This is a genomic window from Massilia frigida, assembly GCF_011682175.1.
Lineage (GTDB): Bacteria > Pseudomonadota > Gammaproteobacteria > Burkholderiales > Burkholderiaceae_D > Telluria_A > Telluria_A frigida.
The window spans coordinates 15,275-42,000 of record NZ_WHJG01000030.1 but is presented as its reverse complement, the minus strand read 5'-3'; the positions used below and the strand labels follow the sequence as shown (position 1 = coordinate 42,000).

At 64.7% G+C, this 26,726-nt stretch carries 24 protein-coding genes; 7 read left to right on the top strand and 17 right to left on the bottom strand.

All coding sequences use genetic code 11. From position 1 onward, the window contains the following. The first annotated feature begins 6 nt into the window (after positions 1-6). Positions 7-1,494 carry an aldehyde dehydrogenase gene (locus F2P44_RS24015; protein WP_167090045.1) on the top strand — a complete coding sequence of 496 codons (1,488 nt, stop codon included), beginning with the start codon at positions 7-9 and terminating at the stop codon, positions 1,492-1,494. Beyond that, positions 1,487-2,173, top strand: a complete 687-nt coding sequence (locus F2P44_RS24010) for an HAD hydrolase-like protein (protein ID WP_223165096.1) — start codon at positions 1,487-1,489, stop codon at positions 2,171-2,173. Before F2P44_RS24015 ends, F2P44_RS24010 begins: the two co-directional genes overlap by 8 nt. On the opposite strand, the gene F2P44_RS24005 is transcribed toward F2P44_RS24010, so the two are convergent. From F2P44_RS24005 to F2P44_RS23995, 3 genes are read right to left on the bottom strand one after another with little or no spacing between them, the layout of a single operon-like run. Continuing rightward, positions 2,170-2,517, bottom strand: coding sequence for a hypothetical protein (locus tag F2P44_RS24005; RefSeq protein ID WP_167090043.1), 348 nt, complete (start codon positions 2,515-2,517; stop codon positions 2,170-2,172). The two genes, F2P44_RS24010 and F2P44_RS24005, sit on opposite strands and share 4 nt — an antisense overlap. 53 nt (positions 2,518-2,570) lie before the next feature. Beyond that, complete coding sequence (locus F2P44_RS24000; RefSeq protein ID WP_167090041.1) at positions 2,571-3,425, bottom strand: fatty acid desaturase family protein; 855 nt, start codon at positions 3,423-3,425, stop codon at positions 2,571-2,573. 8 nt (positions 3,426-3,433) lie between these two features. Then, on the bottom strand, positions 3,434-4,033 hold the full coding sequence (locus F2P44_RS23995) for a hypothetical protein (RefSeq protein ID WP_167090039.1): 600 nt from the start codon (positions 4,031-4,033) through the stop codon (positions 3,434-3,436). Between the two features lie 195 nt (positions 4,034-4,228). Between F2P44_RS23995 and F2P44_RS23990 the strand changes: the two genes are divergently transcribed. Further along, positions 4,229-6,094, top strand: a complete 1,866-nt coding sequence (locus F2P44_RS23990; RefSeq protein WP_167090037.1) for a sensor histidine kinase — start codon at positions 4,229-4,231, stop codon at positions 6,092-6,094. Further along, on the top strand, positions 6,091-7,434 hold the full coding sequence (locus F2P44_RS23985) for a sigma-54-dependent transcriptional regulator (RefSeq protein ID WP_167090035.1): 1,344 nt from the start codon (positions 6,091-6,093) through the stop codon (positions 7,432-7,434). Before F2P44_RS23990 ends, F2P44_RS23985 begins: the two co-directional genes overlap by 4 nt. Before the next feature lie 58 nt (positions 7,435-7,492). On the opposite strand, the gene panB is transcribed toward F2P44_RS23985, so the two are convergent. From panB to hda, 6 genes are all read right to left on the bottom strand, one after another. Beyond that, positions 7,493-8,353, bottom strand: a complete 861-nt coding sequence (panB, locus tag F2P44_RS23980; protein WP_167090033.1) for a 3-methyl-2-oxobutanoate hydroxymethyltransferase — start codon at positions 8,351-8,353, stop codon at positions 7,493-7,495. 69 nt (positions 8,354-8,422) lie between these two features. Beyond that, on the bottom strand, positions 8,423-8,770 hold the full coding sequence (locus F2P44_RS23975; protein WP_167090031.1) for a DMT family protein: 348 nt from the start codon (positions 8,768-8,770) through the stop codon (positions 8,423-8,425). Position 8,771: 1 nt separating this feature from the next. Next, entirely contained in the window at positions 8,772-9,245 is a 474-nt protein-coding gene (gene folK / locus F2P44_RS23970; RefSeq protein ID WP_167090030.1) for a 2-amino-4-hydroxy-6-hydroxymethyldihydropteridine diphosphokinase, read from the bottom strand. Beyond that, positions 9,242-10,639, bottom strand: coding sequence for a polynucleotide adenylyltransferase PcnB (pcnB, locus tag F2P44_RS23965; protein WP_167090029.1), 1,398 nt, complete (start codon positions 10,637-10,639; stop codon positions 9,242-9,244). Before pcnB ends, folK begins: the two co-directional genes overlap by 4 nt. Beyond that, positions 10,632-11,306 carry a histidinol-phosphatase gene (locus F2P44_RS23960; protein ID WP_167090028.1) on the bottom strand — a complete coding sequence of 225 codons (675 nt, stop codon included), beginning with the start codon at positions 11,304-11,306 and terminating at the stop codon, positions 10,632-10,634. Before F2P44_RS23960 ends, pcnB begins: the two co-directional genes overlap by 8 nt. Then, complete coding sequence (gene hda, locus F2P44_RS23955) at positions 11,303-11,986, bottom strand: DnaA regulatory inactivator Hda (RefSeq protein ID WP_167090027.1); 684 nt, start codon at positions 11,984-11,986, stop codon at positions 11,303-11,305. Before hda ends, F2P44_RS23960 begins: the two co-directional genes overlap by 4 nt. Positions 11,987-12,248: 262 nt before the next feature. Here hda and purM point away from each other — a divergent pair, with 262 nt between their 5' ends. From purM to F2P44_RS23940, 3 genes are all read left to right on the top strand, one after another. Continuing rightward, positions 12,249-13,292, top strand: a complete 1,044-nt coding sequence (purM, locus tag F2P44_RS23950; protein ID WP_167090026.1) for a phosphoribosylformylglycinamidine cyclo-ligase — start codon at positions 12,249-12,251, stop codon at positions 13,290-13,292. A gap of 204 nt (positions 13,293-13,496) precedes the next feature. After that, positions 13,497-13,766 carry a hypothetical protein gene (locus F2P44_RS23945; protein WP_167090025.1) on the top strand — a complete coding sequence of 90 codons (270 nt, stop codon included), beginning with the start codon at positions 13,497-13,499 and terminating at the stop codon, positions 13,764-13,766. Between the two features lie 2 nt (positions 13,767-13,768). Then, positions 13,769-14,293, top strand: a complete 525-nt coding sequence (locus F2P44_RS23940; protein WP_167090024.1) for a helix-turn-helix transcriptional regulator — start codon at positions 13,769-13,771, stop codon at positions 14,291-14,293. Between the two features lie 48 nt (positions 14,294-14,341). Here F2P44_RS23940 and F2P44_RS23935 read toward each other — a convergent pair whose 3' ends face one another. From F2P44_RS23935 to F2P44_RS23900, 8 genes are all read right to left on the bottom strand, one after another. Continuing rightward, on the bottom strand, positions 14,342-15,172 hold the full coding sequence (locus F2P44_RS23935) for an alpha/beta hydrolase (protein WP_167090023.1): 831 nt from the start codon (positions 15,170-15,172) through the stop codon (positions 14,342-14,344). Positions 15,173-15,292: 120 nt separating this feature from the next. Continuing rightward, complete coding sequence (locus tag F2P44_RS23930) at positions 15,293-15,550, bottom strand: hypothetical protein (RefSeq protein ID WP_167090022.1); 258 nt, start codon at positions 15,548-15,550, stop codon at positions 15,293-15,295. A gap of 115 nt (positions 15,551-15,665) precedes the next feature. Further along, positions 15,666-18,077 carry an acylase gene (locus F2P44_RS23925; protein WP_167090021.1) on the bottom strand — a complete coding sequence of 804 codons (2,412 nt, stop codon included), beginning with the start codon at positions 18,075-18,077 and terminating at the stop codon, positions 15,666-15,668. Positions 18,078-18,215: 138 nt separating this feature from the next. Then, positions 18,216-19,433, bottom strand: a complete 1,218-nt coding sequence (locus tag F2P44_RS23920; RefSeq protein WP_167090019.1) for a 6-phosphofructokinase — start codon at positions 19,431-19,433, stop codon at positions 18,216-18,218. 87 nt (positions 19,434-19,520) lie between these two features. Continuing rightward, the gene (locus F2P44_RS23915; RefSeq protein ID WP_223165094.1) at positions 19,521-21,968 is read right to left on the bottom strand and encodes an acylase; all 2,448 of its coding nucleotides are present in this window, start codon (positions 21,966-21,968) and stop codon (positions 19,521-19,523) included. Between the two features lie 148 nt (positions 21,969-22,116). Next, positions 22,117-22,482, bottom strand: coding sequence for an MmcQ/YjbR family DNA-binding protein (locus tag F2P44_RS23910; RefSeq protein WP_167090017.1), 366 nt, complete (start codon positions 22,480-22,482; stop codon positions 22,117-22,119). A gap of 15 nt (positions 22,483-22,497) precedes the next feature. After that, positions 22,498-24,585, bottom strand: a complete 2,088-nt coding sequence (locus tag F2P44_RS23905) for a S9 family peptidase (RefSeq protein ID WP_167090015.1) — start codon at positions 24,583-24,585, stop codon at positions 22,498-22,500. A gap of 107 nt (positions 24,586-24,692) precedes the next feature. Further along, positions 24,693-26,708 (bottom strand): S9 family peptidase, encoded by a 2,016-nt coding sequence (locus F2P44_RS23900; protein WP_229423717.1) that lies wholly within the window; start codon positions 26,706-26,708, stop codon positions 24,693-24,695. Between the last annotated feature and the right edge of the window lie 18 nt (positions 26,709-26,726).

Genomic DNA, 26,726 nt, shown 5'->3' with positions numbered 1-26,726 from the left:
CACGGCATGGGAAACACGCAATGGCACGAACGGGCGGTAGCCTTGAGCATCGACGGACGCGCATTCATCGGCGGCGAGCGCGTCTGGGCGCGCTCGGAACAGCGGTTCGACAACCTCTCGCCGATCGATGGCCGCCAGCTGGGCCTTGTCGCGCGCTGCGACGGGCTTGACGTCGACGCGGCCGTGGTGGCGGCACGCGCGGCCTTCGACGACCGGCGCTGGGCCGGCCAGGCGCCGGCGGCGAGGAAGCGCGTCCTGATCAAGTTCGCGGACCTGATCCAGGCGCATGCCGGGGAGCTGGCCTTGCTGGAGACGCTCGACATGGGCAAGCCGATCAAGTACAGCCAGAGCGTGGACGTGCCGGCGGCGGCCAACTGCATCCGCTGGTATGGCGAGGCGATCGACAAGATCTACGACCAGATCGCGCCCACGGGCGAGAACAGCCTGGCCCTGATCACGCGCGAGCCGGTCGGCGTGGTGGCCGCCATCGTGCCGTGGAACTACCCGATGATCATGGCGGCCTGGAAGATCGCCCCGGCGCTCGCCGCCGGCAACAGCGTGATCCTGAAACCGTCGGAAAAATCGCCCCTGACGGCGCTGCGACTGGCCGAGATCGCGCTCGAAGCCGGGCTGCCGGCGGGCGTGTTCAACGTCGTTCCCGGCTACGGCCATGAAGCCGGGGCGGCGCTGGCGCTGCACATGGATGTCGATTGCATCGGCTTTACCGGTTCCACCAAGGTCGGCAAGCAGATATTGCAGATGGCCGGGCAATCGAACCTCAAGCGCGCCTGGACCGAATTGGGCGGAAAGTCGGCCAACATCGTCTGTGCCGACTGTCCGGATCTCGATGCGGCGGTGAGCGCGGCCATCGGGTCGATCTACTTCAACCAGGGCGAAAGCTGCAATGCGCCTTCGCGCCTGTTCGTGGAAGCCTCGATCAAGGATGCGTTTCTCGAAAAAGCGCTGGCGCTGGTGCCCGATTTCGCGCCGGGCGACCCGCTCGACGAGGCCACCATCATGGGCGCCATCGTCGATGCGGCCCAGATGAAAACCGTGATGGGCTACATCGAGCAGGGCAAGCAGGCCGGCGCCAGGCTGCTGGCGGGCGGGGATGCCGCGCGCACCGACAGCGGCGGCTTTTATGTGGCGCCGACCCTGTTCGACCAGGTGGACGGCAGCATGAGCATCGCGCGCGAAGAGATATTCGGGCCGGTGCTGTCGGTGCTCAGTTTTACCGACATCGACGATGCCGTGCGCCAGGCCAATTCGACCCAGTACGGCTTGCAGGCGGCGGTGTGGACGGCCAATTTGAGCCGCGCTATCAAGACTGCGCGTGCCCTGCGCGCCGGCACCGTGCACGTGAACCAGTACGATGGCGACGACATCACGGTGCCGTTCGGCGGCGTCAAGCAGTCGGGCAACGGGCGCGATAAATCGCTGCACGCCTTCGACAAGTACACGGAACTCAAAACCACATGGATCCAGATTGGATGACCGCACAGTAGCGCCGCGCCTGAAGTACCAGCTGGTCATTTTCGACTTCGACGGTACCCTGGCCGACTCGTTCCCCTTCTTCCAGAGCGTGTACAACGGGCTGGCGGACAAGCACGGCCTCAGGCGCGTCGAAGGTGACCAGGCCGCGCAGTTGCGCTCCATGGGCACGCGCGAGATCATGCGCTACATCGGCATGCCGGCCTGGAAGATGCCGGTGGTGTCGAAAAGCTTCATCGGCATGATGAGCGAGAACGCGGCCAGCATCGCCCTGTTCGACGGCGTGGCCGACGCCTTGCTGGCGCTGTTTGACGCCGGCGTGGTGCTGGCGGTGGTATCGTCCAACTCGGAGCAGAACGTGCGGCGCGTGCTGGGGCCTGGGCTGAGTAGCCTGTTCAGCCACTTCGAGTGCGGCATGTCGGTGTTCGGCAAGGCTTCGCGCATCCGCAAGGTGGTCAAGCAAAGCCGGGTTGGCGCAGGCGAAGCGCTGTACGTGGGCGACCAGGGCACCGATGCCGAGGCATCGGCCAAGGCGGGCGTGGCGTTCGGCGCCGTGGCGTGGGGATATGCGCCGGTCGAGGTATTGCGCGCGCATGGCCCGGTCGACGAGTTTGAATCGGTATCGGCGATGCTGGCGGCATTGTTGATCGCGCCGGCAACGGCCGGCTCAGCGCCTGATTAACGGCTTTGCCTTACTTCAGTGACCGCCAGGATCTCGCCTGATCCCACCTTGCGCGACCCCTCGTAAATATTCCACACGTAGCCGGCTTCAAAAAAGCCGCGCAACGGTTCAACCACCATGAACAGGATCTCGACGGGTGCCGACTCGCCGGGAGCAATCTGCCCGCCTTCCATTGACGTGAAAATCCCCATGCAAAAATCCCCGCTCGGGAGTTGATGGTTCGGGCGATAGCCGGTTTGGATGGGCGAGGATCGGCCCATGGGCGGGGCTAGCAGGGCCACCTTGGCTTTGACCGAAATATCCAACCAACGTTCGTCCGCATGACTCATTGTTTTATCTTTCACTAAAGTCCATGCGCCACCTGCATGGAAAACACACTATACCTGCCTTGTGTGGCTCAATACACCTGGGTAGGCCGCAGTCCGCGCGCCTTGAAGTGCGGGTCGAGCCGGCGCGACAGGCGCCGCAGGTTCATGGTCGGCACTTGTGGATACAGGTGATGCTCAAGGTGGTAGGTCAGGTTCAAGAACAGCGCCGGCACGATGGCGCCGCGCATGGTGCGGGCCTGTTCGAGCGGCTTGCTGCCCGGTTTGTAGTGCGGCAGGTAAGCCGTCGCCAGCGGATACAACCAGCCGCCGATCCAGGCCATGGCGGCGTAGACCAGCGGGCCGCTGCTCCAGTGTGTCAGCCACAAGGCCAGCAGCGCCAGCGCCAGCGCGGTGGCCAGTTCGGCGATCATCCAGCGCCGGTCGCGCGCCGGGCGGATTTTGCGGAACGCTTCGCGCCACAGGCGTGGCAGATACAGTGGACCGCACAGCAGCGCAGCAAGCAGGCCGCCGCGCGCCGGGGCGCCTTCCAGATCGTCATCTTCCAGGCAGTGGGCGTGGTGGTGCAGGTGCGAGTAGCGGAACGCATGCCCGCTTTGCAGCACCAGCACGCTGACGATGAACAGCACCCAGTGCGTGGCGCGGGCATCGAGGCCCGCCGAGCCGTGCGCCACGTCGTGCATGTAGGCCACCGTGACCACGAAGTGCATCAGCATCACCACCGGCAGCGCCAGATAAGACCCGTGCGCGTACAGCGCGGCAAAGGAAGCTAGCGTCAGCGCGGGCAGGGCGGCGAGGGCAATGCGCTGCCACGTGGCGACCGCCAGCAGGTCGCCATCGAGCGTGCCCAGTTGCGGCATGCCGGCATTACGCCGCGTCAGTGACGGGAAAACGAAGTGGCTTGGTGCTGCTGTGAAGGCAAACATGATGGCGACTACCTGATCAGGTTGATGAAGGACAGGACGAAAAAGACGGCGGCCATCGTGGTAGCCACGCTGCCCGCGTTCTCGCGCATGCCCCAGCGCCGCAACGCCTGGAAGATGGACGGATGGAGGTGCTGGAACAGTGTGATCGGCAGGCGCAGGAGCGCCCAAAAGGCGATCACGAGCAGCGCCGTGGCCGGAAACCAGAGCAATCGCACGTAAGCGACATTGGTGGGAACGGGGCTGGGGCTCAGCGCCGCTATCACCTCCGGCACCAGCGCCAACACCAGCAGTGTCAGTCCGACCCGGTACCCGCTCAACAAAAACCGGTTGCGCGGGCTCAGGTCCGCCGGTCGCCAGCCGATGACATGCATCGCCACGCTGAAACGGCGCCCCGGCGTTTTGGGAATGCCGAACAAGGCCAGCGACATGGCCGCATGTGCCAGCAGAATCACGAAGTCGAGCGCCAGCCCGCGCATGAACGCCATTCCGAGCGCCCATTGCGCCAGCGGCGAGACGATCAAGGCCCACGCCAGCACGCGGTTGACCCGCATCCAGATGATTTTGGGTGGCATCAGTGCGTTGATGTCGGGGAAATGCAGTGTATTCATGATGCGTCGATGCCTTTGCTGAGCCGTCCCGGCCTGCGCCGTCCTACTCATCAATACGCAAGCCGTGTGCCACCCGCGCCGCGATTCTAAGCTGCTGTTTTTAAAGAGAAAATTACCAGCGAATACGCGCTGGGTGTCAACTTGCTATATAGTTAGCCTGTTGCAACTATCAAGTTGGCTTACACCCGCGCCCGCATGGACATCTACCGCGTTTACTATTTCTCCCTGGTGATCCAGGGCTGCATCAGCCTGGGACTGGCGGCCTGGCTGTGGGCCAAGGCGCCGCACCAGAGCGGCATCAAGCCGCTGGCGCTGTTTTGCGTCGGCATCGGCTGCTGGGCGCTGGGGCAGCTGGGCATGCACCTGGGCGGCGATGCGGTAGCCGCGCTGGGCAAACGGCTGGTCAACTGCGGCCCGATCAACGCGGTGTTCTTCCTGCACTTCGTGTTCCGCTTCCTGCGGCGCGAGCGCCCGCGCCAGCTGCTGGCGGTCTACCTGCTCGGCATCGTGACCCTCGTGCTGATACAACTACTCGACATGGGCACGCTGGCGCCCTGGCTCGGCTTCCGGCGCTACTACTTTTTCCCGGTATGGGGCTCGATACCCGGCATTATCGTCAGCTCGATCAGCGTCTGGGCCTACCTGCTGCTGCTGGCCGCATGGCCGGCCGCCGCACCCAGACAGCGCGGCAAGATCCTGGCGATCTGGTTTGCCGGCGTGTGGGGATCGGGCGCCTCGCTCATGTTCCTCAACGCCTCGCTCGGGATCGACATCTTCCCGTACAGCGTGATCCTGCTGCCGGGCTACGCGCTGCTGCTGGTGTTCGGCATCCTGCGCTACGACCTGATGGTGGTGAACCTGTGGGCCAATCGCCTGCTGGCGTGGCTGGTCCTGATGGCTATCGCGGTAGCCCTGGCCAGCCTGCTGCTCAGCGTGGCCGCGCGCACCGGCTTCGCGCCGCTGGCCGCCATGCCACTGTGGCAGCTATGGCTGCTCGGCACCGCCATGCTGGGCGTGATGCTGGTGCTGGAAGGCCCATCGCGCCGTGCCATGGAGCGGCTGGTATTCCCCGGCGCGCATCTGGAAGCGGGCGTGCTGGCTGACTGGCGCCTGCGGCTCGACGCCGCCAGCAGCTGGCCCGAGCTGGAACGCATCGCCGCGTCCACGCTGGGTGCGCACCTGCGCCAGCCGATGCGGGTGGTGCTGGGCGACGCCAGGCCGGCCGGCGACGGCGCGGGCAAGCCGGGCGTGCATTGCTATCTCGCCGCCGGCAAGGACGGCGAGGCGCCGCACTGGCGCAGTGACCTGATGGAATGGGAAGGCGCGACCCCCAGCGTGACCCGCGTCGGCGAGGTATTCGGCGCCCTGCTGGCGGCTGCGGCGGCGCGCCTGGACCAGTTGCTGCGCTATGCGGAGCACGAAAAGGAGCGCCTGCAACAAGCGCACCTGCTGGAACTGGGCGGCCTGGCGGCGACGGTGGCGCACGAGCTGCGCAACCCGCTCAACATCATCAGCATGGCTGCGGTGATGGCGCCGCCGGAGGTGCGCGCCGAGATCCGCGCCCAGATCGAGCGCGCCGACCATCTGATCCAGGATTTGCTCAGTTACTCCGGCGAAGTGCGCCTGAACCGCCAGCGCATGCCCGTGGCCGAACTGGTGCAGCGGGTCGCCGCTGGCCATCCATCGCAAGCCATCGATGTCGATGTCGACCAGGCCCTGTGCCTGCACATCGACCCGATGCGCGGCGAGCAAATCCTCGGCAACCTGATTGGCAACGCCATGGCCATGCTACGCGGCCGCAGCGACCCGCGCATCCTGGTCGCCGCCGAAGCGCAGGCTGACGGCCAGGTGCTGCTGCGCGTGTGCGACAACGGCCCGGGCGTGCCCGCCGATCTGGCCGCAGACCTGTTCCAGCCCTTCACCACGCGCCGTCCCGGCGGTACCGGCCTTGGCCTGGCGATCGTCAGGCGCCTGGTCGAGGCCCACGGCGGCAGCGTCAGGCTGGGCGAACGGGCCGGCTGGAACTGCTGCTTTGAACTTCTTTTACCAGGCTCGCCATGACTTCCGAACGCATTCTCCTCGTCGACGACGAACCCGCCTTCCAGCGCCTGTGCGGCAACTGGCTGGCCAGCCTTGGCTACGATGTCAAGGTCGCGGCGTCAAGCGAACAGGTGCTGGCGCTGTGCGCTGACCACAGCTTCGACCTGGTGCTGCTGGACCTGGCGCTGCCGCCGTCGTTCCGCCCCGATGAAGGGCTGGCGCTGCTGCCCGGCCTGGCGGCGGCGCCGGTGGTGGTGATGACCGGCCACGCCGACCGCGAACTGGCCCTGCGCGCGATGGCCGCCGGCGCCTGGGACTTTTTACCCAAGCCGCTCGACCCGGACCTGCTGCGCGTGGTGGTCGAGCGCGCGCTGACCAAGCGCCGCCTGGAGCGCGAGCTGGCCGAGTGGCGTGCGCGCGCCGAGCCGGACGACGCCACCATGGGCCTGATCGGCATCAGTGCCGACCTGCGCGACCTGCGCGCGCTGATCCGGCGCATCGGGCCAACCGAAGTGCCGGTGATGATCACGGGGCCGAGCGGCACCGGCAAGGAGCTGGTGGCGCGCGCGCTGCACGCCAACGGCAAGCGCAGCGCCAAGCCGTTCGTGGCGGTGCATTGCGGCGCGATTCCGGCGGAACTGTTCGAGAGCGAATTGTTCGGGCATTGCAAGGGCAGCTTCACGGGGGCGGACCGCGACCGCATCGGCTTGATCGCGGCGGCCAACGGCGGCACACTGTTTCTCGACGAGATCGGCGACATGCCGCTATCGATGCAGGTCAAGCTGCTGCGCTTTTTGCAGGCCGGGAGTTTTTTCGCGGTCGGCGCGCGCAGCGAAACGCGGGTCGACGTGCGCGTGGTGGCGGCCACCAACCGCGATCTGGCGGCGATGGTCGAGGAGAAGTCGTTTCGCGATGATCTGTTTTATCGCTTGAAAGGCATCCAGGTCAGGACCACGGCGCTGGCCGAACGGGCCGAGGATGTGGCGCTGATCGTGCAGGCGGTGGCGGCCAGGCTGGCCCCGCCCAAGCGGCTGGCGCCGGACGCGCTGGAGTGGGTGGTGTCGAGGAGCTGGCCGGGTAATGTGCGCGAGCTGCAGCACTCGGTGTCGACGGCGGCGGCGCTGGCGGGCAACGCCGATGTGATCACGGTCGACGACCTGGCGCTGGCCTGCGGCGAAGCGGCCGCGCCGCTGGCGGTGGAAGGGGATGGCTTGCTCGATGCGCAGGTGGCGGCGCTGGAAAAGCGCCTGATCGTCGCCGCGCTCGACGAGACGGCGCACAATCACACGCACGCGGCCAAACAACTGGGGATTTCGCGGGTGGGGCTGTTGAACAAGATGAAGCGGTACGGATTACGCTAACCCGCCGTTCGCGCGCAGGCGGGAAGTCGTTCCTGCCAATGGCAGGAACGACGAGGGCTTAGAAGCAGTGTTCCAGCGCCGGAAAACTGCCATCCTTGACCGCGTTCACGTACGCGCTCACGGCGGCATCGATGCTGGTCTGCCCTTCCATGAAGTTCTTCACGAAGCGCGCTTTGCGCCCCGGGAAAACGCCCAGGATATCGTGCATTACCAGCACCTGGCCCGAACAATCCGGCCCCGCGCCGATGCCGATGGTCGGCACCTTCAGCGCCTCGGTCAATTCCTTGCCCACCGCGCTTGGAATTGCCTCGAACAGTACGATGGACGCGCCGGCCGCTTCCAGCGCCAGCGCATCGGCCTTGAGCCGCGCCGCGCTTTCGATGGTCTTGCCCTGTACCTTGTAACCACCCAGCTGGTGCACCGATTGCGGCGTGAGCCCCAGGTGCGCGCACACCGGCACCGCGCGGTCGGTCAGGAAGCGGATCGTCTCGGCCAGCCACGCGCCGCCCTCGATCTTGACCATGTGCGCGCCAGCCTGCATCAGCTGCACCGCGTTGTTGAACGCCGCTTCCGGCGTGCCGTAGCTGCCGAACGGCATATCGGCCAGCACCATCGCGCTCTTGTTGCCGCGCGCGACAGCGGCGGTGTGGTACGCAATCTCGGCCACCGTGACCGGCAAGGTCGATTGATGTCCATTGCAGACCATGCCCAGCGAATCGCCGATCAGCAGCACTTCCACGCCGCAGCGGTCCATCAAGGTCGCAAAGCTGGCGTCGTAGCAGGTCAGCATCGTGATCTTGGCGCCCGAAGCACGCATCGCGTTCAGCGAAGGAATCGTTACCGCCTTCGTCACCACCGGTTTGACAGGCGCCGGAGTATCGCCGCCCGCCATGTCCTTACCCTGCAGATAACCGCTCATAATAGTCCTTTGATATCAAAATGGTCGCAACGGCGCATAGTGTAATGCGAACCGCCGGAACGTGCCCGGTCAGCTGCGGAAGATGAAGTAGACCGCGCCCACCAGGCACAGCCCGGCCCAGACATAGTCGAGTTTGAAGGGCTCGCCCATGTAGAACATCGCGAACGGCACGAACACCGTGAGGGTGATGGCTTCCTGCAGGATCTTGAGTTGCGCCAGGCTGTATTGCGTGTGGCCGATGCGGTTGGCCGGCACTTGCAGCAGGTATTCGAACAGGGCGATGGCCCAGCTGACCAGCGCCGCGTACCACCAGGCCTTGCTCGACATGTTCTTCAGGTGGCCGTACCAGGCGATTGTCATGAATACGTTCGACAGGATCAGCAGGCCGGTGGTCTGGAGGAAAACGGGAATCTGCATGTCAGTCCAGTCGTGCGATGGCCTGGCCGGCGACGGCGGGCAGGAAGCGCTGCGCCGGACCATGTCCGGGCAGCTCGATGTGCGGGGCGATCTCCAGCAGCGGCGCCAGTACGAACGCGCGTTCGCGCATGCGCGGATGCGGCACTTGCAGGCTGGCCGTGTCGATTCGTTCATCGTTGTACAGCAGGATGTCGAGGTCGAGGGTGCGCGGGGCGTTGCGGTAGGGCCGTTCGCGCCCGTGCGCCAGTTCGATCGCCTGTAGCGTGGCCAGCAAGTCCGCTGCGCTCATGGCGGTGTCGATGCAGGCCACCGCGTTGATGTAGTCGTCGCCCGAGGAGTCAATCGGCGCGGTGCGCCAGGCCGACGATTGCGCCAGCAGGCGGCTGCCGTCCAGCGCGGCCAGGCGCGCCAGGGCGTCGGCCACGTTGGCGCGCGCGTCGCCCAGGTTGGCGCCGATGCCGATGTACGCGATCATTCGTCGCCGCTGGTGCTGCCGGTGGTGCTGGTGGTGGCGCTGTCGCCGCCCTCGCCGGTGCCGCGATTGCGCGGTGCGCGGCGCGGCGGGCGCTTGCGCTTGGCGCCGGCCGGCGCCGCCACGGCGGTGGTGAGCAGGGTTTCGCGTTCGATGGCGTCGCCTTCATAAAAGGCGGTCCACCATTCACCGATTTCCATCTCGATCTCGCCCGACTCGCAGCGCAGCAGCAGGAAGTCGTAGCCGGCGCGGAAGCGCGGGTGTTCCAGCAGCTTGTACGGGGCCTTGCCGTTGCGCCGCTCGAAGCGCGGCTGCATCGACCAGATGTCGCGCATGTCCGAGCCGATCTTGCGTTGCAGGGCCAGTTTTTCGGTCTGCGAATCGAGCACGTCGTCGGCCGCCAGGTGCAGCGCCGGAATCGGCGACTCGCCCGCCGCGCGGTAGGCGGTCCATTTTTCCACCACCTGGTGCCACAGCAGGGACGCGAACAGGAAGCCCGGCGAGACACCCTTGCCGGCCTTGATGCGGTTGTCGGTCGATTCGAGCGCCAGGGTGACGAACTTCATCCCGATCGGCTGCTCCAGCACCACGTCGAGCAGCGGCAGCAGGCCATGGTGCAGGCCTTCCTTGCGCAGTTGCTGGAGGCAGGCCAGCGCGTGGCCGCTCATGAGCAGCTTGAGCATTTCGTCGAACACGCGCGCTGCTGGCACGTTGTTGATCAAGGGCGCCATGACCGGAATCGGTTCGCGCGTGTGCGGCTCGATGGTAAAGCCCAGGCGCGCGGCGAAGCGCACCACGCGCAACAGGCGCACCGGGTCTTCGCGGTAGCGCGCTTCGGGCTGGCCGATGATGCGCAGGGTCTTGTCGCGGATGTCGGCGATGCCGCCGTGGTAGTCCAGCACCACTTGCGTGGCCGGGTCGTAGTACATGGCGTTGATGGTGAAGTCGCGCCGCATGGCGTCTTCGTGCTGGGGGCCGAAGTTATTGTCGCGCAGCACCCGTCCGTGTTCATCCTTGGGTGCGTTGGATTCGCCGGCGCCGCGGAAGGTGGTGACCTCCAGCAGGTCGGAGCCGAACATCACGTGCACGATCTGGAAGCGCTTGCCGATGATGAAGGCGCGCCGGAACAGGCGTTTGACCTGTTCGGGCGTGGCATCGGTGGCGATGTCGAAGTCCTTCGGCTTGACCGACAGCAGCAGGTCGCGCACGGCGCCGCCCACCACGAACGCCTTGAAGCCCGCCTCCTGCAATGTCTGGGTCACGCGGATCGCGTTCGACGACAGCAGCTTGGGATCGATCCCGTGCTCCGCCGGTCCCAGGATGATGGGTTCGGTCAGGTCGCGCACTGGCTGCTTCTCTTTGACGCCGAGCATTTTGCGGATGAATTTTTTAATCATTGAATAGATGGAGTAAAGGCCAGCCAAGGCGTGTGGCGTGGGTCGCCAGCACGGCGTTGGGGTTGGTCGCGACAGGATGGGTGACGACGGACAGTAGGGGAATATCGTTGTGCGAATCGCTGTAGAAGTGGCTGCGCCCGAAGCCATCCAGGGGCGTGCCAAGCTGCGCCAGCCACGCATGGGTGTGGCTGACCTTGCCGGCGCCCGATGTGGGCACGCCCACCAGTTTGCCGGTCAGGTTGCCGTCGGCGTCTTCTTCGGGCACTGCGGCAATCAGGTGTTCCACGCCCAGCGCTTTGGCGATCGGCGCGGTGACGAAGCGGTTGGTGGCGGTGATGATGGCCACCAGGTCGCCGGCATCAATGTGCTGCTGGAGCAGCGCGCGCGCGCGCGGCCGGATGGCCGGCTCGATCACCTCGGCCATGAACTGCGCGTGCATGGCGTCGAGTTCCTTGCGCGGAAAGCGCGCCAGGGTGCCGAGCGCAAAGTCGAGGTAGTCGACCGGGTCGAGCGTGCCGGCCTGGTACTGGGCATAGAATTGGTCGTTGCGGCGCTTGAATTCGACGGGATCGACGGCGCCGGTACGGACTAAAAATTCGCCCCATTCGTGGTCCGAATCAATCGGCAGCAGGGTGTGGTCCAGGTCAAACAGCGCCAGGTTCTTCATTCTTTGGTGTCCGCTTGCGGGTTGGCTTGTAATAGTAAATCGCGCAGCAACGGCAGGGTGACCGGCCGCTGGGTTTCGAGGGAATACTGATCGAGTGCGTCTAGCATCGTCGACAGGGAGCGCATGTCGCGCTTGAAATGGGACAGCAGATAGGGTAACACGCTGGCCGACAAGGTCAAACCGCGCGCTTCGGCGGCGTGCGTGAGGGCGGCGATCTTCTGTTCGTCGGCCAGGCCGTGGATCTGGTAGATCAGGCCCCATCCCATGCGCGTGCGCAGGTCTTCGCGCACCGGCAGCACCACCGGCGGCACCGGCCCGGTGCTGACCATGTAGGCGCCATGTTCGCGGATCTGGTTGAACAGGGCAAACGCGTCGATCTGGGCTTGCGGCGAGAGCTTGTCGCAGTCGTCGAGCAGGTACAGGGTGGTCTCGGGCGCGTAGGTGAATTCGCACTCGGACGCGTCGCAGGCGATGTAGCGCGAGCACGGCGTGGCGGCCAGCGCTTGCAGCAGGTGGGTCTTGCCGGCGCCGGTTTCGCCCCACAGGTAAGCGAAATGTTCGCGCGAACGACGCTCCGCGAACTGGTGCATCAGATGCGCCAGTTCGGCATTTTGCCCTACCTCGAAGGTATCGAGGCTGTGCGCCTGCTCTGCGCCCAAATCGAGTACCAGCTGTTTCATGAGTTCATTCTTGCGCCGTCGTGTACATCAGGCATTATAGAAGCTGCCACGCAGATCGTGGTGGTGGTGATGGTGCTGGCAGGGTGCCGACGCTGTGCCGGGGTGCCGTGGCTGTGAAAAAAGCATCTTATTGTTGTAATGTGGGTTAAATCGGCTTAGGACGGGGCATTTTGATAAAATAGCGGATTGACCAGTTTTGGCCGTCCGCGGCTCGAATCGGTTCGCCGCCTTCTATTTTACCGCCTCCGCTGCCAAATACACCATGAGCCAACTTTCTAATGTTTCCCTCTCCTACCGCGACGCCGGTGTCGATATCGATGCCGGAGACGCCCTGGTCGAAGCGATCAAGCCGTTTGCCAAGAAAACCATGCGCGAAGGCGTCATGGGCGGCATCGGCGGTTTCGGCGCGCTGTTCGAGATCAGCAAGAAGTTCAAGGAGCCGGTGCTGGTGTCCGGCACCGACGGCGTGGGCACCAAGCTCAGGCTCGCGTTCGAACTGAACCGCCATGACACGGTCGGCATCGACCTGGTCGCCATGAGCGTCAACGATATCCTGGTGCAGGGCGCCGAGCCGCTGTTCTTCCTCGATTACTTCGCTTGCGGCAAGCTCGACGTGCCGACCGCCACCGCCGTCGTCAAGGGCATCGCCCAGGGCTGCGAGCAGGCCGGTTGCGCCCTGATCGGCGGCGAAACGGCGGAAATGCCGAGCATGTATCCGGCCGGCGAGTACGACCTGGCCGGTTTCGCGGTCGGCGCGGTGGAAAAATCCAAAATCATCGATGGCACCAAGATCACCCCGGGCGACGTGGTGCTGGGGCTGGCCTCGTCGGGCGTGCACTCGAACGGTTATTCGCTGGTGCGCAAGATCATCGAAGTGGCCAAGCCGGACCTGAACGCCGACTTCCACGGCCGTCCGCTGGCCGACGTGCTGATGGAACCGACCCGTATTTACGTCAAGCCGCTGCTGGCGCTGATGGAATCGATGGAAGTCAAAGGCATGGTGCACATCACCGGCGGCGGCCTGGTCGAAAACGTGCCGCGCGTGCTGCAGCCAGGGTTGACGGCGGTGCTCGATTCGACGGCATGGACCATGCCGCCGCTGTTCCAGTGGCTGCAACAGCACGGCGGCGTGGCCGACGCTGAAATGCACCGCGTGTTCAACTGCGGCATCGGCATGATCGTGATCGTGTCGAAAGAAAATGCCGATGCGGCGTTTGCCCAATTGCAGGCAGCCGGCGAGAAGGTCTCGCGCATCGGCGTCATCCGCGCGCGCGAAGGTGACGAGCACCAGACGATCGTCAGCTGACCTGCTTGCGGTCAATCAAAAAACGGACGGCGCCTTCGGGTCCCGTCCGTTTTTTTTGATCTGTCTCATGCCGAATCGCGCATGCCCGATGCCACCATCGCAGGCTTGATCCTGACGTGCGCCACATGCAGGGCGTTCGCAGCGAATCAAAAGCTGGTTGTCGCTTGACAACCGGATTTTTGGTGACGACAATAGGAGAGACAGATGGCGCGCACATCCCACCCCAAAAAGGAGATTGAGCAGGCCCTGAAACACGCTGAAGCAAACGGCTGGCGCATTAAAGTCGGTGCCAGCCATGCCTGGGGAAAGATGTACTGTCCCGACGACGCAGGATGCCGAGGCGGCAAATATTGCATCACTTCGGTGTGGAGCACCCCGAAGAATGCTGGCCAACATGCAGGGACGTTGAAGCGGGCTGTCGATAATTGCACCGCCAACAAGCATCACAACGATGATGGTTCTTCGAAGGAGTAGCTATGTATTTCATCTTTGAGCTGACTTATCAATTGTCCAGCGACGATGACAATCATGATGAGATTGTTGGTCGTCTGGGCGAAGAGGGATGTACCGATGCCTTGGTCGGTATCGGCCACCCCGGACGTATCGCCCTCGATTTTAGTCGTGAAGCCGACAGCGCGTTTGCCGCCATGACCAGTGCGCTTGCCGACGTCAAGCGTGCCATTCCCACAGCAGAGCTTATTGAAGTACGCCCCGATATCGTGGGACTCACTGACATTGCGGAGTTTGCCGAAGTAAGTCGCCAAAACATGCGCAAGCTGGCATACAACAACGCCGACACCTTTCCCGTACCGGTGCATGCAGGAAGTACGACCTTGTGGCACCTCGACGATGTACTTCGCTGGATGATGCCACGCGGGACATACCCGATCGAGCCGGGCACGCTGGAGGTGGCGTCGATCGCCAAGCAGCTTAATTTCGCCATACAGGCCCGGCAGATCGAGCCTGCGTTATTCCGTCAAGTACAGGCATTGCTGGCCTGATACCGGACTGACCGGGACGCAGGCGGCGTCATTGCCGCCTGCGTCCGCCTACAGCTTGCGCACAAAGCCGCACAGCACGGGGCCCACATCCGGATCGGACAGGATGCCATTGTGGCTGGCGCCTTTGGCCACATGCCATTGCTTGTTGTCGCCCGGGATCGCGTCGTACACCTTGCGCGACATCGCCAGCGGAATCAGCTTGTCGTGCTCGCCCGCCAGCACCAGGCTGGGACCGTGCCAGGCTTTGACCACCGCCGGGTTGTCGACGCCGCGCAGGGTGTCGGCCACCTCCACCTTCAAGAACAGCTTCAGATACCAGGGCACATTGGCGTCGCTCCATTCTTGCACGGTGGTGGCGGTCGCTTCGAGCACCATGCCGCGCGCAGCCGGCCGCTGGCTCGCCACCCAGGCGGCCATGAAGCTGCCCAGCGACTGGCCATGCACGGCCACCTTGCCCGGATGGATGGCGTTGACATGGTCGAACATGCGCAGCGCGTCGGCCTGCATGGTTGCCACGGTCGGCACACCGCTGCTGCGGCCATAGCCGCGGTAGTCGAACACGGCCACATTGCCGCCGCAGGCCGCCAGCAGCGGCAGTACTTCGCGCGCATGCTGGTCGATATGGAAGGCGTTGCCGCCGAAGTAAAGCAGGGTGGTGGGTGCGCCGGCACGCGCCAGATAAACGCCGCGCAGGGTGGCGCCGTCGGGCGTGACCACCGTCTCGTCGGTCACCGTGTAGGCGGACGGCAGCGCTGTGACGTCGACACGTGGCAGCGCGGGGGCATCCTTGGCGTCGGGATGGATGAAACTTTTCTCTTCGATCTGCATGGTGCCGCATCCGGCCAGGCTGATGGCGAACAATAAAGCAAGAAAACGCATGGGGTTTCCCGGTGAGGGAGGTGCACAGGGGAGCGCCGCGGGCGCGCACAAGGCGCGCCCGGGCATGATCGGCGATTCCCGCCGGGGCCGCCAGGGACGGCCCCGGTCCGGCCGGCGAGCTTACTTTTGCTTGCCGGCGAGTTCCTTGCGGCGCGCCGCGATGGCTTGTTTGACGGTCATCTTGTAATCGATGTCCTGCGCCATCGTGTGCTGCGCCACGTAGGAAACGAGCAGTTCGGCCTCGTCCGGCGACAAGGCTTCCTTGACTGCCTTGCCCTTGACCGGGTCGCCGCTGTCGGACAGGGTGACGTCGAGCGGCCCGTAGCAGGCGGCCAGCAGCAGGGGAAAACACACACACGCCATGCGTCGCTTTTTCATCATCGTTCCAGTCAATGAAAGTAAGCATAACTTAGCACAGCCCGAGCAAAAATGCCTTTTTAAAAACATTTAATGTTTGCCAAGCGGCGTGAGTGTTGTTTGCCCGTTACTGCGGTCACTGGACCTTGCGGCTGATGGCGATGCGCTTGTACGCCGGATCGGAGGTGATCTGGGTTTCGGTAAAGGGCAGGGTCGGCCAGGTTTTACGCGAATACAGCTCGGTCTGGTCGGCATAGTGGGGCGAGGCCGGGTCGACCGACTGGCCATACGCCAGCACCGCTTGCGCTTGCGGACCGTTGCGGTCGAACATCACGGTCTGCACGTAGCTGCTGCCCTCGGTCGGTTCGCGGCCTCCGCTAGCGCGCGCTTCGCTGGCAATCACGTTGTAGATCCCGTACTCGTAGCGTCCGCCGTGGATCGGAATGCGTTTGCCGCCGCGCTCGCTCTGCTGCACCTGGCCCCAGGTGGCATCGGGTTGCCAGCCGCTCGCGTGCGTCGCCAGCACCGCGTTGGCCAGCACCGTGCGCAGGCTGTTCACGCGGGCCGCATCGTCCAGGCGCAAGCCGCGCGGCGTGTTGACCGGATCGGCCGGGTTGAAGGGCACGGCCCAGAGCAGGTCGGCTTCATACAACTGGTCCCACACGCCGCTAAAATAGCCGAAGCCGATATTGGCGTCGAGGTTGGCGCTGCGGTCCCAGGCGCGCAGGCTGGCGCACGGTTGCGTCAGGTCGACCGTGGTGCCGTCGGTGGCCTGCACCTGGCGCGCGCCGTCGCAGGCGCGCAGCACCTCGTCCATGTTCTGGCTGGCGTAGTAGACGCGGTTGCTGAACAGCAGTCCCTGCAACTGGGAAGCCGACATGCGCCGGCCCGCCATGCCATCCGTGCCCGCCAGGCGCGCTTGCAACTGGGCAATGCCAATCCGCGTGCGTCCGCCTTGTTCGATCGCATCGATACTGACGATCGAGGGGAAGCCGGTCAGCGGCGCCGCCGGATTGGTGAGCCAGGCGCTATCGTTCGAGTTTTGCACGAAATCGTTGCGTTCCAGGCGCGGCAGGCTGGCACCGGCGAAGATGCCGGGCTGGGGAGCGGCCGGATCGTTGTCGGGGCTGCAGGCGCTGGTCGAGCCGTCCAGCACCAGGATGGCACTGGCGGCAGCGTCCTTGAACCTGTCCGGCACGCACGCTTTTTCCTTGGCCAGCGGCACGTTCGGCACCACGGTCACATCCATCAGCAGGGTCTTGCCATCCTTGTCCGCCGCCACGGTGTTTACCCAAGGCAGGCCAACGATGCGGTCGATGCCTGCGCGCAGTTCGTCCAGGCTGCGCGCGCTGTTCATGGCGCGCCATTGTTCCAGCATGCGGTGATTGCCCAGGTTGGCGTCGAGCATGGTGTAAGCGACCTTGCGGTTCCACTCCAGCTCGTCCGGCGCCCGCATCACCACGCCCAGCGGTGTCTGGTAAAAATCGTGGCTGCGGGTGACCAGGCTGCCGTCGGCCTGGCGTACCTCGACATCGATGCGCTTGCGCGTCATGCTGCGCACTTGGCCGTCGACCACATAGCGGGTTGGATCTTGCGGGTCGAGCTGCAACTGGTGCAAGGTGAAGTGGGCGGAGGTATTGTTGGTGTGGGTCCAGGCCAGGTCCTTGTTGAAGCCGATGCTGACCATCGGCATGCCGCCGAGCGAGGCGCCCATCACATCGAGCTTGCCGGGGATGGTCAGGTGCAGCTGGTAGAAGCGCAGGTCGCCCTTCCAGAAGTTGTGCGGATTGGCCAGTACCATGCCTTGCCCATTCTCGGTAGCATCCTTGCCCAGCGCCACGCCGTTGCTGCCGATGCGGGCGTGCTGCCGCTTCCAGTATTCCGGGTCGATCGGGCTGGGGCCGGCGCGGCGTGGCGCCGGCGCCGCTGCCGCGGCCGTGCCCGGCGGGGCGGCGGCCACCAGCAGGTCGATGAAATGACCGCTCCCGCCTTCGGCGGCATAGCGGCGCACGATTTTCATCATGTCGGCGGTGCTCATGCTGCGCACCCAGGCGGCGTTCTTGCAGGCTTCCGGCAAGCCGGCCTTGCCGCGCTCCTCCAGGTACTGGTTGTAGCCGGCCACATAGCCTTCGACCAGGGCGCGCATGGGCGCTGGCTGTTGCTGCCAGGCGGTGGCCACCGCTTCCGGTTCGTTGATCAGGCGATAGTAGTAGTCCGAGGCCAGGTTGGGGACCGCGTCTTCGGTCACGCCGCGCGCCTCGGCGCCGAAGTACTTGGAGCGTTCGCCATTGGCGGTGACGATGCGCGCGGCCATCAGGCAGATATTGTCCTGGGCGTAGGCGTAGCCGATGCCGTAACCAAGGCCGGCGTCGTCATCGGCCTTGATGTGCGGGACGCCGTAGGCGGTACGCCGGATCTCGGCGGCGTAGCGCGGCGCGGCCGGTTCGGACGGGTGATTGTCGTTGCTGCAGGCGGACAGCGCAAGCAGGAGGACGGCGCTGCTGGCGCGCAGCAGTGGAGCGGGTGAAACAGGCAAGCGTGGGGTCATGGCGGTCCGGGTGTCGTAAGGTTGACGGGACCGCAGTGTTGCGAATTAACGTTGCCAAAACAATCAAAATGCCAAAAGGATAAGCGCACGCCCCCGGGCGGCGCATCTCACGGTACCTGGCCGCTAGCCGCGAGCGGCTTATTGCTTGTTGAGGATCTTGGCCACCGGCGCCGGACGCAGGCGGAACGCGTCCGGCATGCCCGACCCGAGCAGCGGGCGCAGGTACAGGCGGAAGGCATCGGTGACATCGGTGCCGCATTCGCTGATGAAGGCGTCGTCCATCACGCGCGTCTTGCCGGCCACGCTGTCGAGCGGCACCAGTTCATAGTCGACCGAATAGTAGCCGGTGCGCTTGATCGCCACCGACCCGTCGCGCTCGCCCCACATGGCGAACTGCACGGCTTTTTCGCCCACTTCGCGTGCCTCGCGCTGGTCCACGTCCGAGACGCAGCCGATGAAGGAGCGCTGCAGGTAGCCGAAGGTGTCGCCGCGCACGCGCTTGATGCCGAGCTTGGCCTTGATTTCGTCGCACAGCAGGTCGGCCAGGGCGCCGGTGCCGGAGAGCTGCACATTGCCGTGCGCATCGCGTTCGACTTCGCTCGACAGCAGGCTGGCGATCGCTGCGCCGGAGGCATCGTGGATGCCTTCGGAGACGGCGATCACGCAGCGCCCGTAGCGCTCGTAGGTCGCCTTGACGTCGGCCAGGAATTGCTCGATGACAAAGGTGCGCTCGGGCAGGTAAATCAGGTGCGGGCCATCGTCCGGGAATTTTTTGCCGAGCGCGGCGGCGGCGGTCAGGAAGCCGGCGTGGCGCCCCATCACCACGCCCACGTACACGCCGGGCAGGGCCGCGTTATCGAGGTTGGCGCCGGCGAAGGCTTGCGCGACAAAGCGCGCGGCCGAGGGAAAGCCGGGGGTGTGGTCGTTGCCGACCAAATCGTTGTCGATAGTTTTGGGAATGTGGATGCAGCGCAGCGGATAGCCGGCTTTTTGCGCTTCGAGGCTGACGATGCGCACCGTGTCGGAGGAATCGTTGCCGCCGATGTAAAAGAAATGCTCGATCTCGTGCGCGCGCAGCACCTCGAAAATCTTGTGGCAGTAAGCCAGGTCGGGCTTGTCGCGGGTCGAACCGAGCGCGGACGATGGTGTCTTGCCCACCAGTTCCAGGTTGTGGCTGGTTTCCTGGGTCAGGTCGACGAAGTCTTCGTCGACGATCCCGCGCACCCCGTGCATGGCGCCGTAGACGCGGGTGACGTTGCGAAAGCGGCGTGCTTCGAGCACCACGCCGACCAGCGACTGGTTGATCACGGCGGTAGGTCCGCCTCCCTGTGCGACCAGAATTTTGCCTGACGACATGTGCATCTCCTTGATGTGTGAAACAAGCAGCTTGCAGGCAGTCTACCGCCATGGCGGCAGACTGCCGGTTTCCTTACGCCGGACCGCTTATGGCTTGCCGTTCGGGGTGGCGACCACCTTGCGCGACACCGTCATGCTCGAGAACGCGGGATCGGCCTTGATCTGCGCTTCCGTGTACGGCTGGGTGATCCATTCCTTTTTCGAGAAGCGCTCGGTCTGGTCGGCGTAATGCTTGGAGGCCGGATCGGTCGATTGCGAGTAGGCCAGCATGGCTTGCACTTGCGGGCCATTCTTGTCGAAGGACACGGTCTGGATGTAGCTGGTGCCGTAGATCACTTCCAGCTTGCCGTCGGTGCCCGGGACGGTGCCGATCGCGTTGTACACGCCATCGGTACCCTTGCCGCCGTGGATAGGGATCTGGCGGGTGCCGCGCGTGGCCACCTGCACGTCGCCCCAGCGCGCGTCTTGCGACACGCCCATGCGCGCCACGTCCAGCGCCGACGAGGCCAGCGCGCGGCGCACCGTGTTGGCGGTGGCCATGTTATCGAGGTTCAGGCCGCGCGGGGTGTTGACCGGATCGGCCGGGTTGAACGGCACGGCCCAGACACCCGGCACGCGCACGATGCGCTCCCACAGGCCGGTGAAGTACAGGTAGCCGATGTTGCTGTCGAGGTTGACGGTGCGGTCCCACTGGTTCAGGCGCGCGCAGGCGCTGGTGAGGTCGACGCTGGTGCCGTCGGCGGCCTGGGCGTCCTTGTCGCCGCGGCACAGGGTCAGCACGTCGTCCATGATCTGCTCGGCGTAGTAGACGCGGTTGCTCAGGGCCAGGCCCTGCAGCTGCGCGACCGTCATGCGGCGCCCGGCCAGGCCATCGGTGCCGGCCAGGCGTTTTTCCACCTGCGAAATGCCCAGGCGGGTACGGCCGAACTGTTCGACATTGTCGACGCTGACGATGGCCGGGAAGCCCGCCAGCGGCGCTTGCGGGTTGGACAGCCAGGCGCTGTCGTTGGAGTTTTGCACGTAGTCGCTGCGGGTCAGGCGCGGCAGGCTGGCGCCGGCGAAGATGCCGGGCTGGGGCGCGGTGCTGTCGGTGCCGGGGGCGCAGGCGCTGGAGGCGCCGAGCAGCACGAACAAGCCGCGCGCGGCCAGCGGCTTGAACGGCTCGGGCACGCAGGCGTTCTGCTTGGCGGTGCTCACGTGCGGCACCACCGTGACATCCATGAACAGGGCGCTGCCTTCCTTGTCGACGGCCAGGGTGTTGACCCATGGCAGGCCGACGGTGCGGTCGATCGAGGCCTTGAATTCATCCAGGCTGCGCGCGCTGTTCATGCCGTACCACTGTTCCAGCATGCGGTGATTGCCCAGGTTGGCGTCGTTGATGGCGTAGGCCATGCCGCCGGTCCAGTCGAGCTGGCCGGGAATGACGACCATCGGGCCGAACTGGCTGCTGTAAAAGGTGCGCGACTGCTGGCGCACCACGCCGTCGGGACCCTTGACGTCGATGCTGATGGTCTTGCGCTCCATGCTCTGCGGCTTGCCGTCGAACAGGTACTTGGTCGGGTCGGACGGGTCCAGCGGCAGCGCGTGCACGGTGAAGTGGGCCGAATTGTTGACCGTGTGGGTCCAGGCCAGGTTTTGGTTGAAGCCGATATTGACCATCGGCATGCCACCGAGGGCGGCGCCCATCGCGTCGAGCTTGCCGGGAATGGTCAGGTGCAGCTGGTAAAAGCGCAGCGCGCCGCGCCACGGGAAGTGCGGCGTGCCGAGCAGCATGCCCTGGCCATTGTCGGTGGCATCCTTGCCCAGCGCCACGGCATTGCTGCCGGTGCGTTCGCGCATCGCGGTCCAGTAGTCGGGGTCCATCGGATGCATGCCGGCCTTGGGTGGGATGGCCGGGGTCAAGGTATTCTGGCCCGGCGGCGCGGCGCCCACGATGGCGGGAATGAACTGGCCGGAACTGGCTTCGGCGGCGTAGCGGCGCAGCAGCTTGACCATGTCGGCCTCGGTGACCTTGCGCACCCAGGCGCCGTTCTTGCAGGCGTCCGGCAGGTTGTTCATGCCGGTCTTGTCGAGGTAATCGTTGTAGCCGGCGACGTAGCCTTCGATCATCGCCTTCATGGGCGCCGCATGGGCGTCCCAGGCCGCCTTGACGGCGTCGGCATCGTTGATGATGCGGTAAAAGAAATCGGTCTGCAGGTTCGGAATATCCGAGGTCTGGCGCGTCGCGGTCGGGCCGAAGTATTTCGAGCGCTCGCCGCTGACGGTAGTGAATTCGTCGGCCATCAGGCAGACATTGTCTTGCGCGTAGGCGGTCGCGACGCCGTAGGCGAGGCTGCCTTCATCGTTGGCCTTGATGTGCGGCACGCCGAACGAGGTACGGCTGATCTCGGCCTGGTATTTCAGCGCCGGGTCGTTCGGCTTCTTGGGATCGTCTTTTTTGTCTTCGTTGTTGCAACCGGCGCTCATGGCGAGGGCAACAGCGGCAGCCAGCACCAGCAAACGCGGCGCGTGGGGAGTCTTGAATGGGATGGTCATGTAGATGTCGGTCTCGTGTTGGATACATTGATGGCGCAGCAGTGCGATATTTTATATCGAAATTACATCAAAATTGTAGAAATAATAACTTTGCACCACTGCTGCGGGCGTGGTAGAAATGGGGAGCCGGCCGGCGCCGGCGCCCGCCTTACCGTGCCGCGTTTTCCAGAGAAGCGAGCTGTGCCTTGCTAAGCGCAGCGCGGGCTTTCTGGTACGACCATGCCAGCAATTCGGCCAGGAAATCGGCCGGAAAAGTGCGCACGTCGACGATCGTCACCCAATGAAAGCGCCCCATGTAGCGGGCCGGCTTCACGCCAGGCATGCCGGTCAGTCCGAGGAACTGGTCGGGCGCGACGCGGATGCTGAAACGCCCCATTTCCGGTTCACTGGTCTTGAAGTAGGCAAACTTTTTCCCGCCCACCTCATACACCAGGATATTGCTTGGACTCGGATGCAAGGATTGCGTTGCATGCGGAAATTCGCGGCAGCGTTGTTGTAACTGTTGCGTGTTCATGACAGTGGAACCGTTTCAAGGGCTGCCAATTTGGCGCCCCAGAAATTTTTCAACCCGTCCCCAGAAGTCGATGCGGTTTTTTGGCAACGACCAGCCGTGGCCTTCTTCCTGGTACACCACCCATTCGACATCCGGATTGCGCTCCTTGAGCGCTTCGTGGAACTTCTTGCCGTGGTACAGGGGCACGCGCTGGTCGGCCGCGCCGTAGGCCAGCAGCAGCGGCTGGGTGATGCGTGCCGCCTGCAGCAGGGGCGAGGTGGCGCGCAGCTGGGCCGCGTCTTTTTCGGGGTCGCCGATCAGGGTCGGCGCGCCGTACTTGAGGTAGGCGCTGCTCATGTCCGAGGCGAAGCTCCAGTGGCCCGTGTAGAGCAGGTTGATGTCGGTCACGCCGACCCAGTCGATGCCGCACTTGTACAGGGCCGGATCGTTCACCAGGCCCATCAGGGTGGCATAGCCGCCGTAGCTGGCGCCGGCGATGCAGATGCGCTTGGGGTCGGCGATGCCCTGGGCAATCGCCCATTTGGTGGCGTCGGCGATATCGTCCTGCATCTTCAAGCCCCACTGCTTCCAGCCGGCCCGATAGTGCTTGGTGCCGAAGCCGGTGCTGCCGCGATATTCGGGTTCCAGCACCGCGTAGCCGCGCGAGGCCAGGAACTGGCTGTCGGCCGACCAGCGCCACTCGTTGCCGCGCACATAAGGGCCGCCATGCACCAGCACCACCATCGGCAGATTCTTGCGCTTGGCTACCGCCGTGCCTGGCGCTGTGCCTACCGCTGTGCCTACCGCGGTGCCTACCGTCGTGCCTACCGCTGTGCCATTCGGGACGGTCAGCCAGGCTGGCACCGTCAAGCCGTCGCGCGCCGTGATGCGCACCAGTTCCTGTTCGGCCATCTGGGCCGGTACGATGCGTTCGTGCGTGCTGCCAACGGAATTGAATTTGCCGGTATCGAGGTTGTACAGGGTGTAGCGCTCGGGTTGTTTGTCGGAGTACGATTGCACCAGCACCCAAGGGCTGTCGGGGCGCGCAGGCGGATTGATCATGTTCACGGTGGCAGGCAGGGCGGCATCGATGGTCGCCTGCAGCGTTTTCATTTTGGGGTCGAACCATGCGGTCGCGCGCGCGTCGCTCAGGTAGCGCACGCCGAGCAGCTTGTCGCGCGAGGTGATCAGCCTGCCGCTGAAGTCGTAATCGGCCAGTGCCACCAGCGGTTCTGCGCTGACCTGGTTGGCGGCCAGGTCAAAGGTGTGCAGCGCCATCTTGTCCTTGCCCGCGCCGCTGAGCACGTATAGGGTACCGTCCGGTCCGAAGGCCAGCGGCCTGAATGCTTCCTTGCCGCCAAGGTAGCCGTCGAAAGCGGCGATCTCGCGCCATTCCTTGGTGGCTGGGTCGAGATACCAGACGGTTTCGATATTCTTTTCCAGTGTGATGCACAGGCGCGGCTCGCCCTTGTGGTCGAGCAGCCAGCCCCGGGCTGGCCCGGGCCGCATGACCGTTTCGGTGCGCCCGGTCACCGTGTTGAGCCGGACCAGGTTGACATACATGATCTCCCCGCGTTCATTGAGGCCGTCGCGTTTCGGATTGGTCACATAGACATCGTCGGACGCTTGCGCGCCTTTTTGCGTTACCAGGTAGTGATTGGCCGGCAAGCTGGCCCGGGCCACGCCGTGCTCTTGCACGAAGTTGCCGCTGATCTTGACCAGCTGCCTGAAACTGCTGCCGTCGCGGTTGACCGCGAACAGGCCGGGGCCGTAGATGGCGTCGCCCGGGCCGATGCTTTTGTCGGTTGTGTCCAGTACCAGACGCTCATCGTTGACCCATTGGAATCTGTAGACATCCCGATCGCCAAACTGGGCCACGACCTTGATGGCGTTGGTGGCCAGTTCGATCACGATCAGACGGTCGCGCTTGTTGTCGTTGGAATAACGCACGGCCAGGAACTTGCCGTTGGGGGAAAGGACGGCATCGCTGAAGGCCGGGTTGTCGAAGAAATCGGCAATTGGCGGCGGCGCCGGCGGCGCGGCCTCGGCGCCGAAAGCGGGCAGGGCCAGGGCGCAGGCAAGCAGGGCCGCAATGCGCAGGGTGGACGAAAAACGGGTGGACATGGATGCGGCTCGATAGGGTGGAAGCAAAGCGGACAGTTGCTTCCTGTCCGGTCTGTCAATACTATCGTTTTGCCAAAGTTGACGCCAGTCTTATCGCCGCGCCGGTGTCAGGGCGTGCCGATCTGGCGCTGCAAGAATTTTTCGACCCGGCCCCAGAAGTCGATACGGTTTTTTGGCAGGGACCAGCCGTGGCCTTCTTCCTGGTACACCACCCATTCGACGTTGGCATTGTGTTCCTTGAGCGCGTCGACAAATTTCTTGCCGTGGTACAGGGGCACGCGCCGGTCGGCGGCGCCGTAGGCCAGCAGCAGCGGCTGGGTGATGCGTGCCGCCTGCAGCAGGGGCGAGGTGGCGCGCAGCTGGGCCGCGTCTTTTTCGGGATCGCCGATCAGGGTCGGCGCGCCGTACTTGAGGTAGGCGCTGCTCATGTCGGAGGTGAAGCTCCAGTGGCCGGTGTAGAGCAGGTTGATGTCGGTCACGCCGACCCAGTCGATGCCGCACTTGTACAGGTCCGGATCGTTCACCAGGCCCATCAGGGTGGCGTAGCCGCCGTAGCTGGCGCCGGCGATGCAGATGCGCTTGGGGTCGGCGATGCCCTGGGCGATCGCCCATTTGGTGGCGTCGGCGATATCGTCCTGCATCTTCAAGCCCCATTGCTTCCAGCCGGCCCGATAGTGCTTGCTGCCGAAGCCGGTGCTGCCGCGATATTCGGGTTCGAGCACCGCGTAGCCGCGCGAGGCCAGGAACTGGCTGTCGGCCGACCAGCGCCACTCGTTGCCGCGCACATAAGGGCCGCCGTGCACCAGCACCACCATCGGCAAGTTCTTGCGCTTTCCATTCGGAACGGTCAGCCAGGCCGGCACCGTCAAGCCGTCGCGCGCCGTGGTGCGCACCAGTTCCTGTTCGGCCATCTGGGCCGGCACGATGCGTTCCTGGGTGCTGCCGACATTGGTGAATTTGCCGGTATCGAGGTTGTACAGGGCGTAGTGCTCGGGTTGCTTGTCGGAATACGATTGCACCAGCACCCACGGGCTATCGGGGCGTGCGGGCGGATTGATCATGTTCGCGGTGGCGGGCAGGGCGGCGTCGATGGTGGCCTGCAGCGTTTTCATCTTGTCGTCGAACCACACGGTGGCGCGCGCGTCGCTCAGGTAGCGCACGCCGAGCAGCTTGTCGCGCGAGGTGATCAGCTTGCCGCTGAAGTCGTAATCGGCCAGCGCCACCAGCGGTTTTTCGGTGATCTGGTTGGTGGCCAGGTCGAAGGTGTGCAGCGCCATCTTGTCCTTGCCGGCGTCGCTCAGCACGTACAGGGTGCCGTCCGGACCGAAGGCCAGCGGCGTGAAGGCTTCCTTGCCGCCCAGGAAAGCATCGAAAGAAGCGATCTTGCGCCATTCCTTGCTGGCCGGATCGAGATACCAGATGGTTTCGATATTCTTTTCCAGTGCGATGCACAGGCGCGGTTCGCCCTTGTGGTCGAGCAGCCAGCCCTGGGCCGGTCCGGGCCGCTTGACCGTTTCGGCGCGCCCGGTCAGCGTGTTCAGGCGCAGCAGGTTGACGTACTTGATTTCGCCGGCTTCATCGAGGCCGTCGCGTTTCGGGTTGATCACGTAGACATCGTCGGATGCCTGCGCGCCTTTTTGCTCGACCAGATAATGGTCGGCCGGCAAGGTGGTGCGGGCCACGCCGTGCTCTTGCACGAAGTTGCCGCTGACCTGGACCAGCTGCTTGAAACTGCTGCCGTCGCGGTTGACCGCGAACAGGCCGGGGCCGTAGATGGCGTCGCCCGGACCGATGCTCTTGTCGGTTGTGTCCAGTACCAGGCGCTCGTCGTTGACCCATTGGAAGGTGTCGACATCCCGATCGGCGAACTGGGCCACGACCTTGATGGCGTTGGTGGCCAGCTCGATCACGATCAGGCGGTCGCGCTTGTTGTCGTTGGAAAAGCGCACGGCCAGGAACTTTCCGCTGGGCGAAAGGTTGGCATCGCTGAAGGCCGGGTTGTTGAAGAAGTCGGCAATCGGCGGCGCTGCCGGCGGGGCGGCCTCGGCGCCGAAGACGGGCATGGCCAGGGCGCAGGCGAGCAGGGCGGCAATGCGCAGGGTGGACGAAAAACGGGTGGACATGGGGGCGGCTCGATAGGA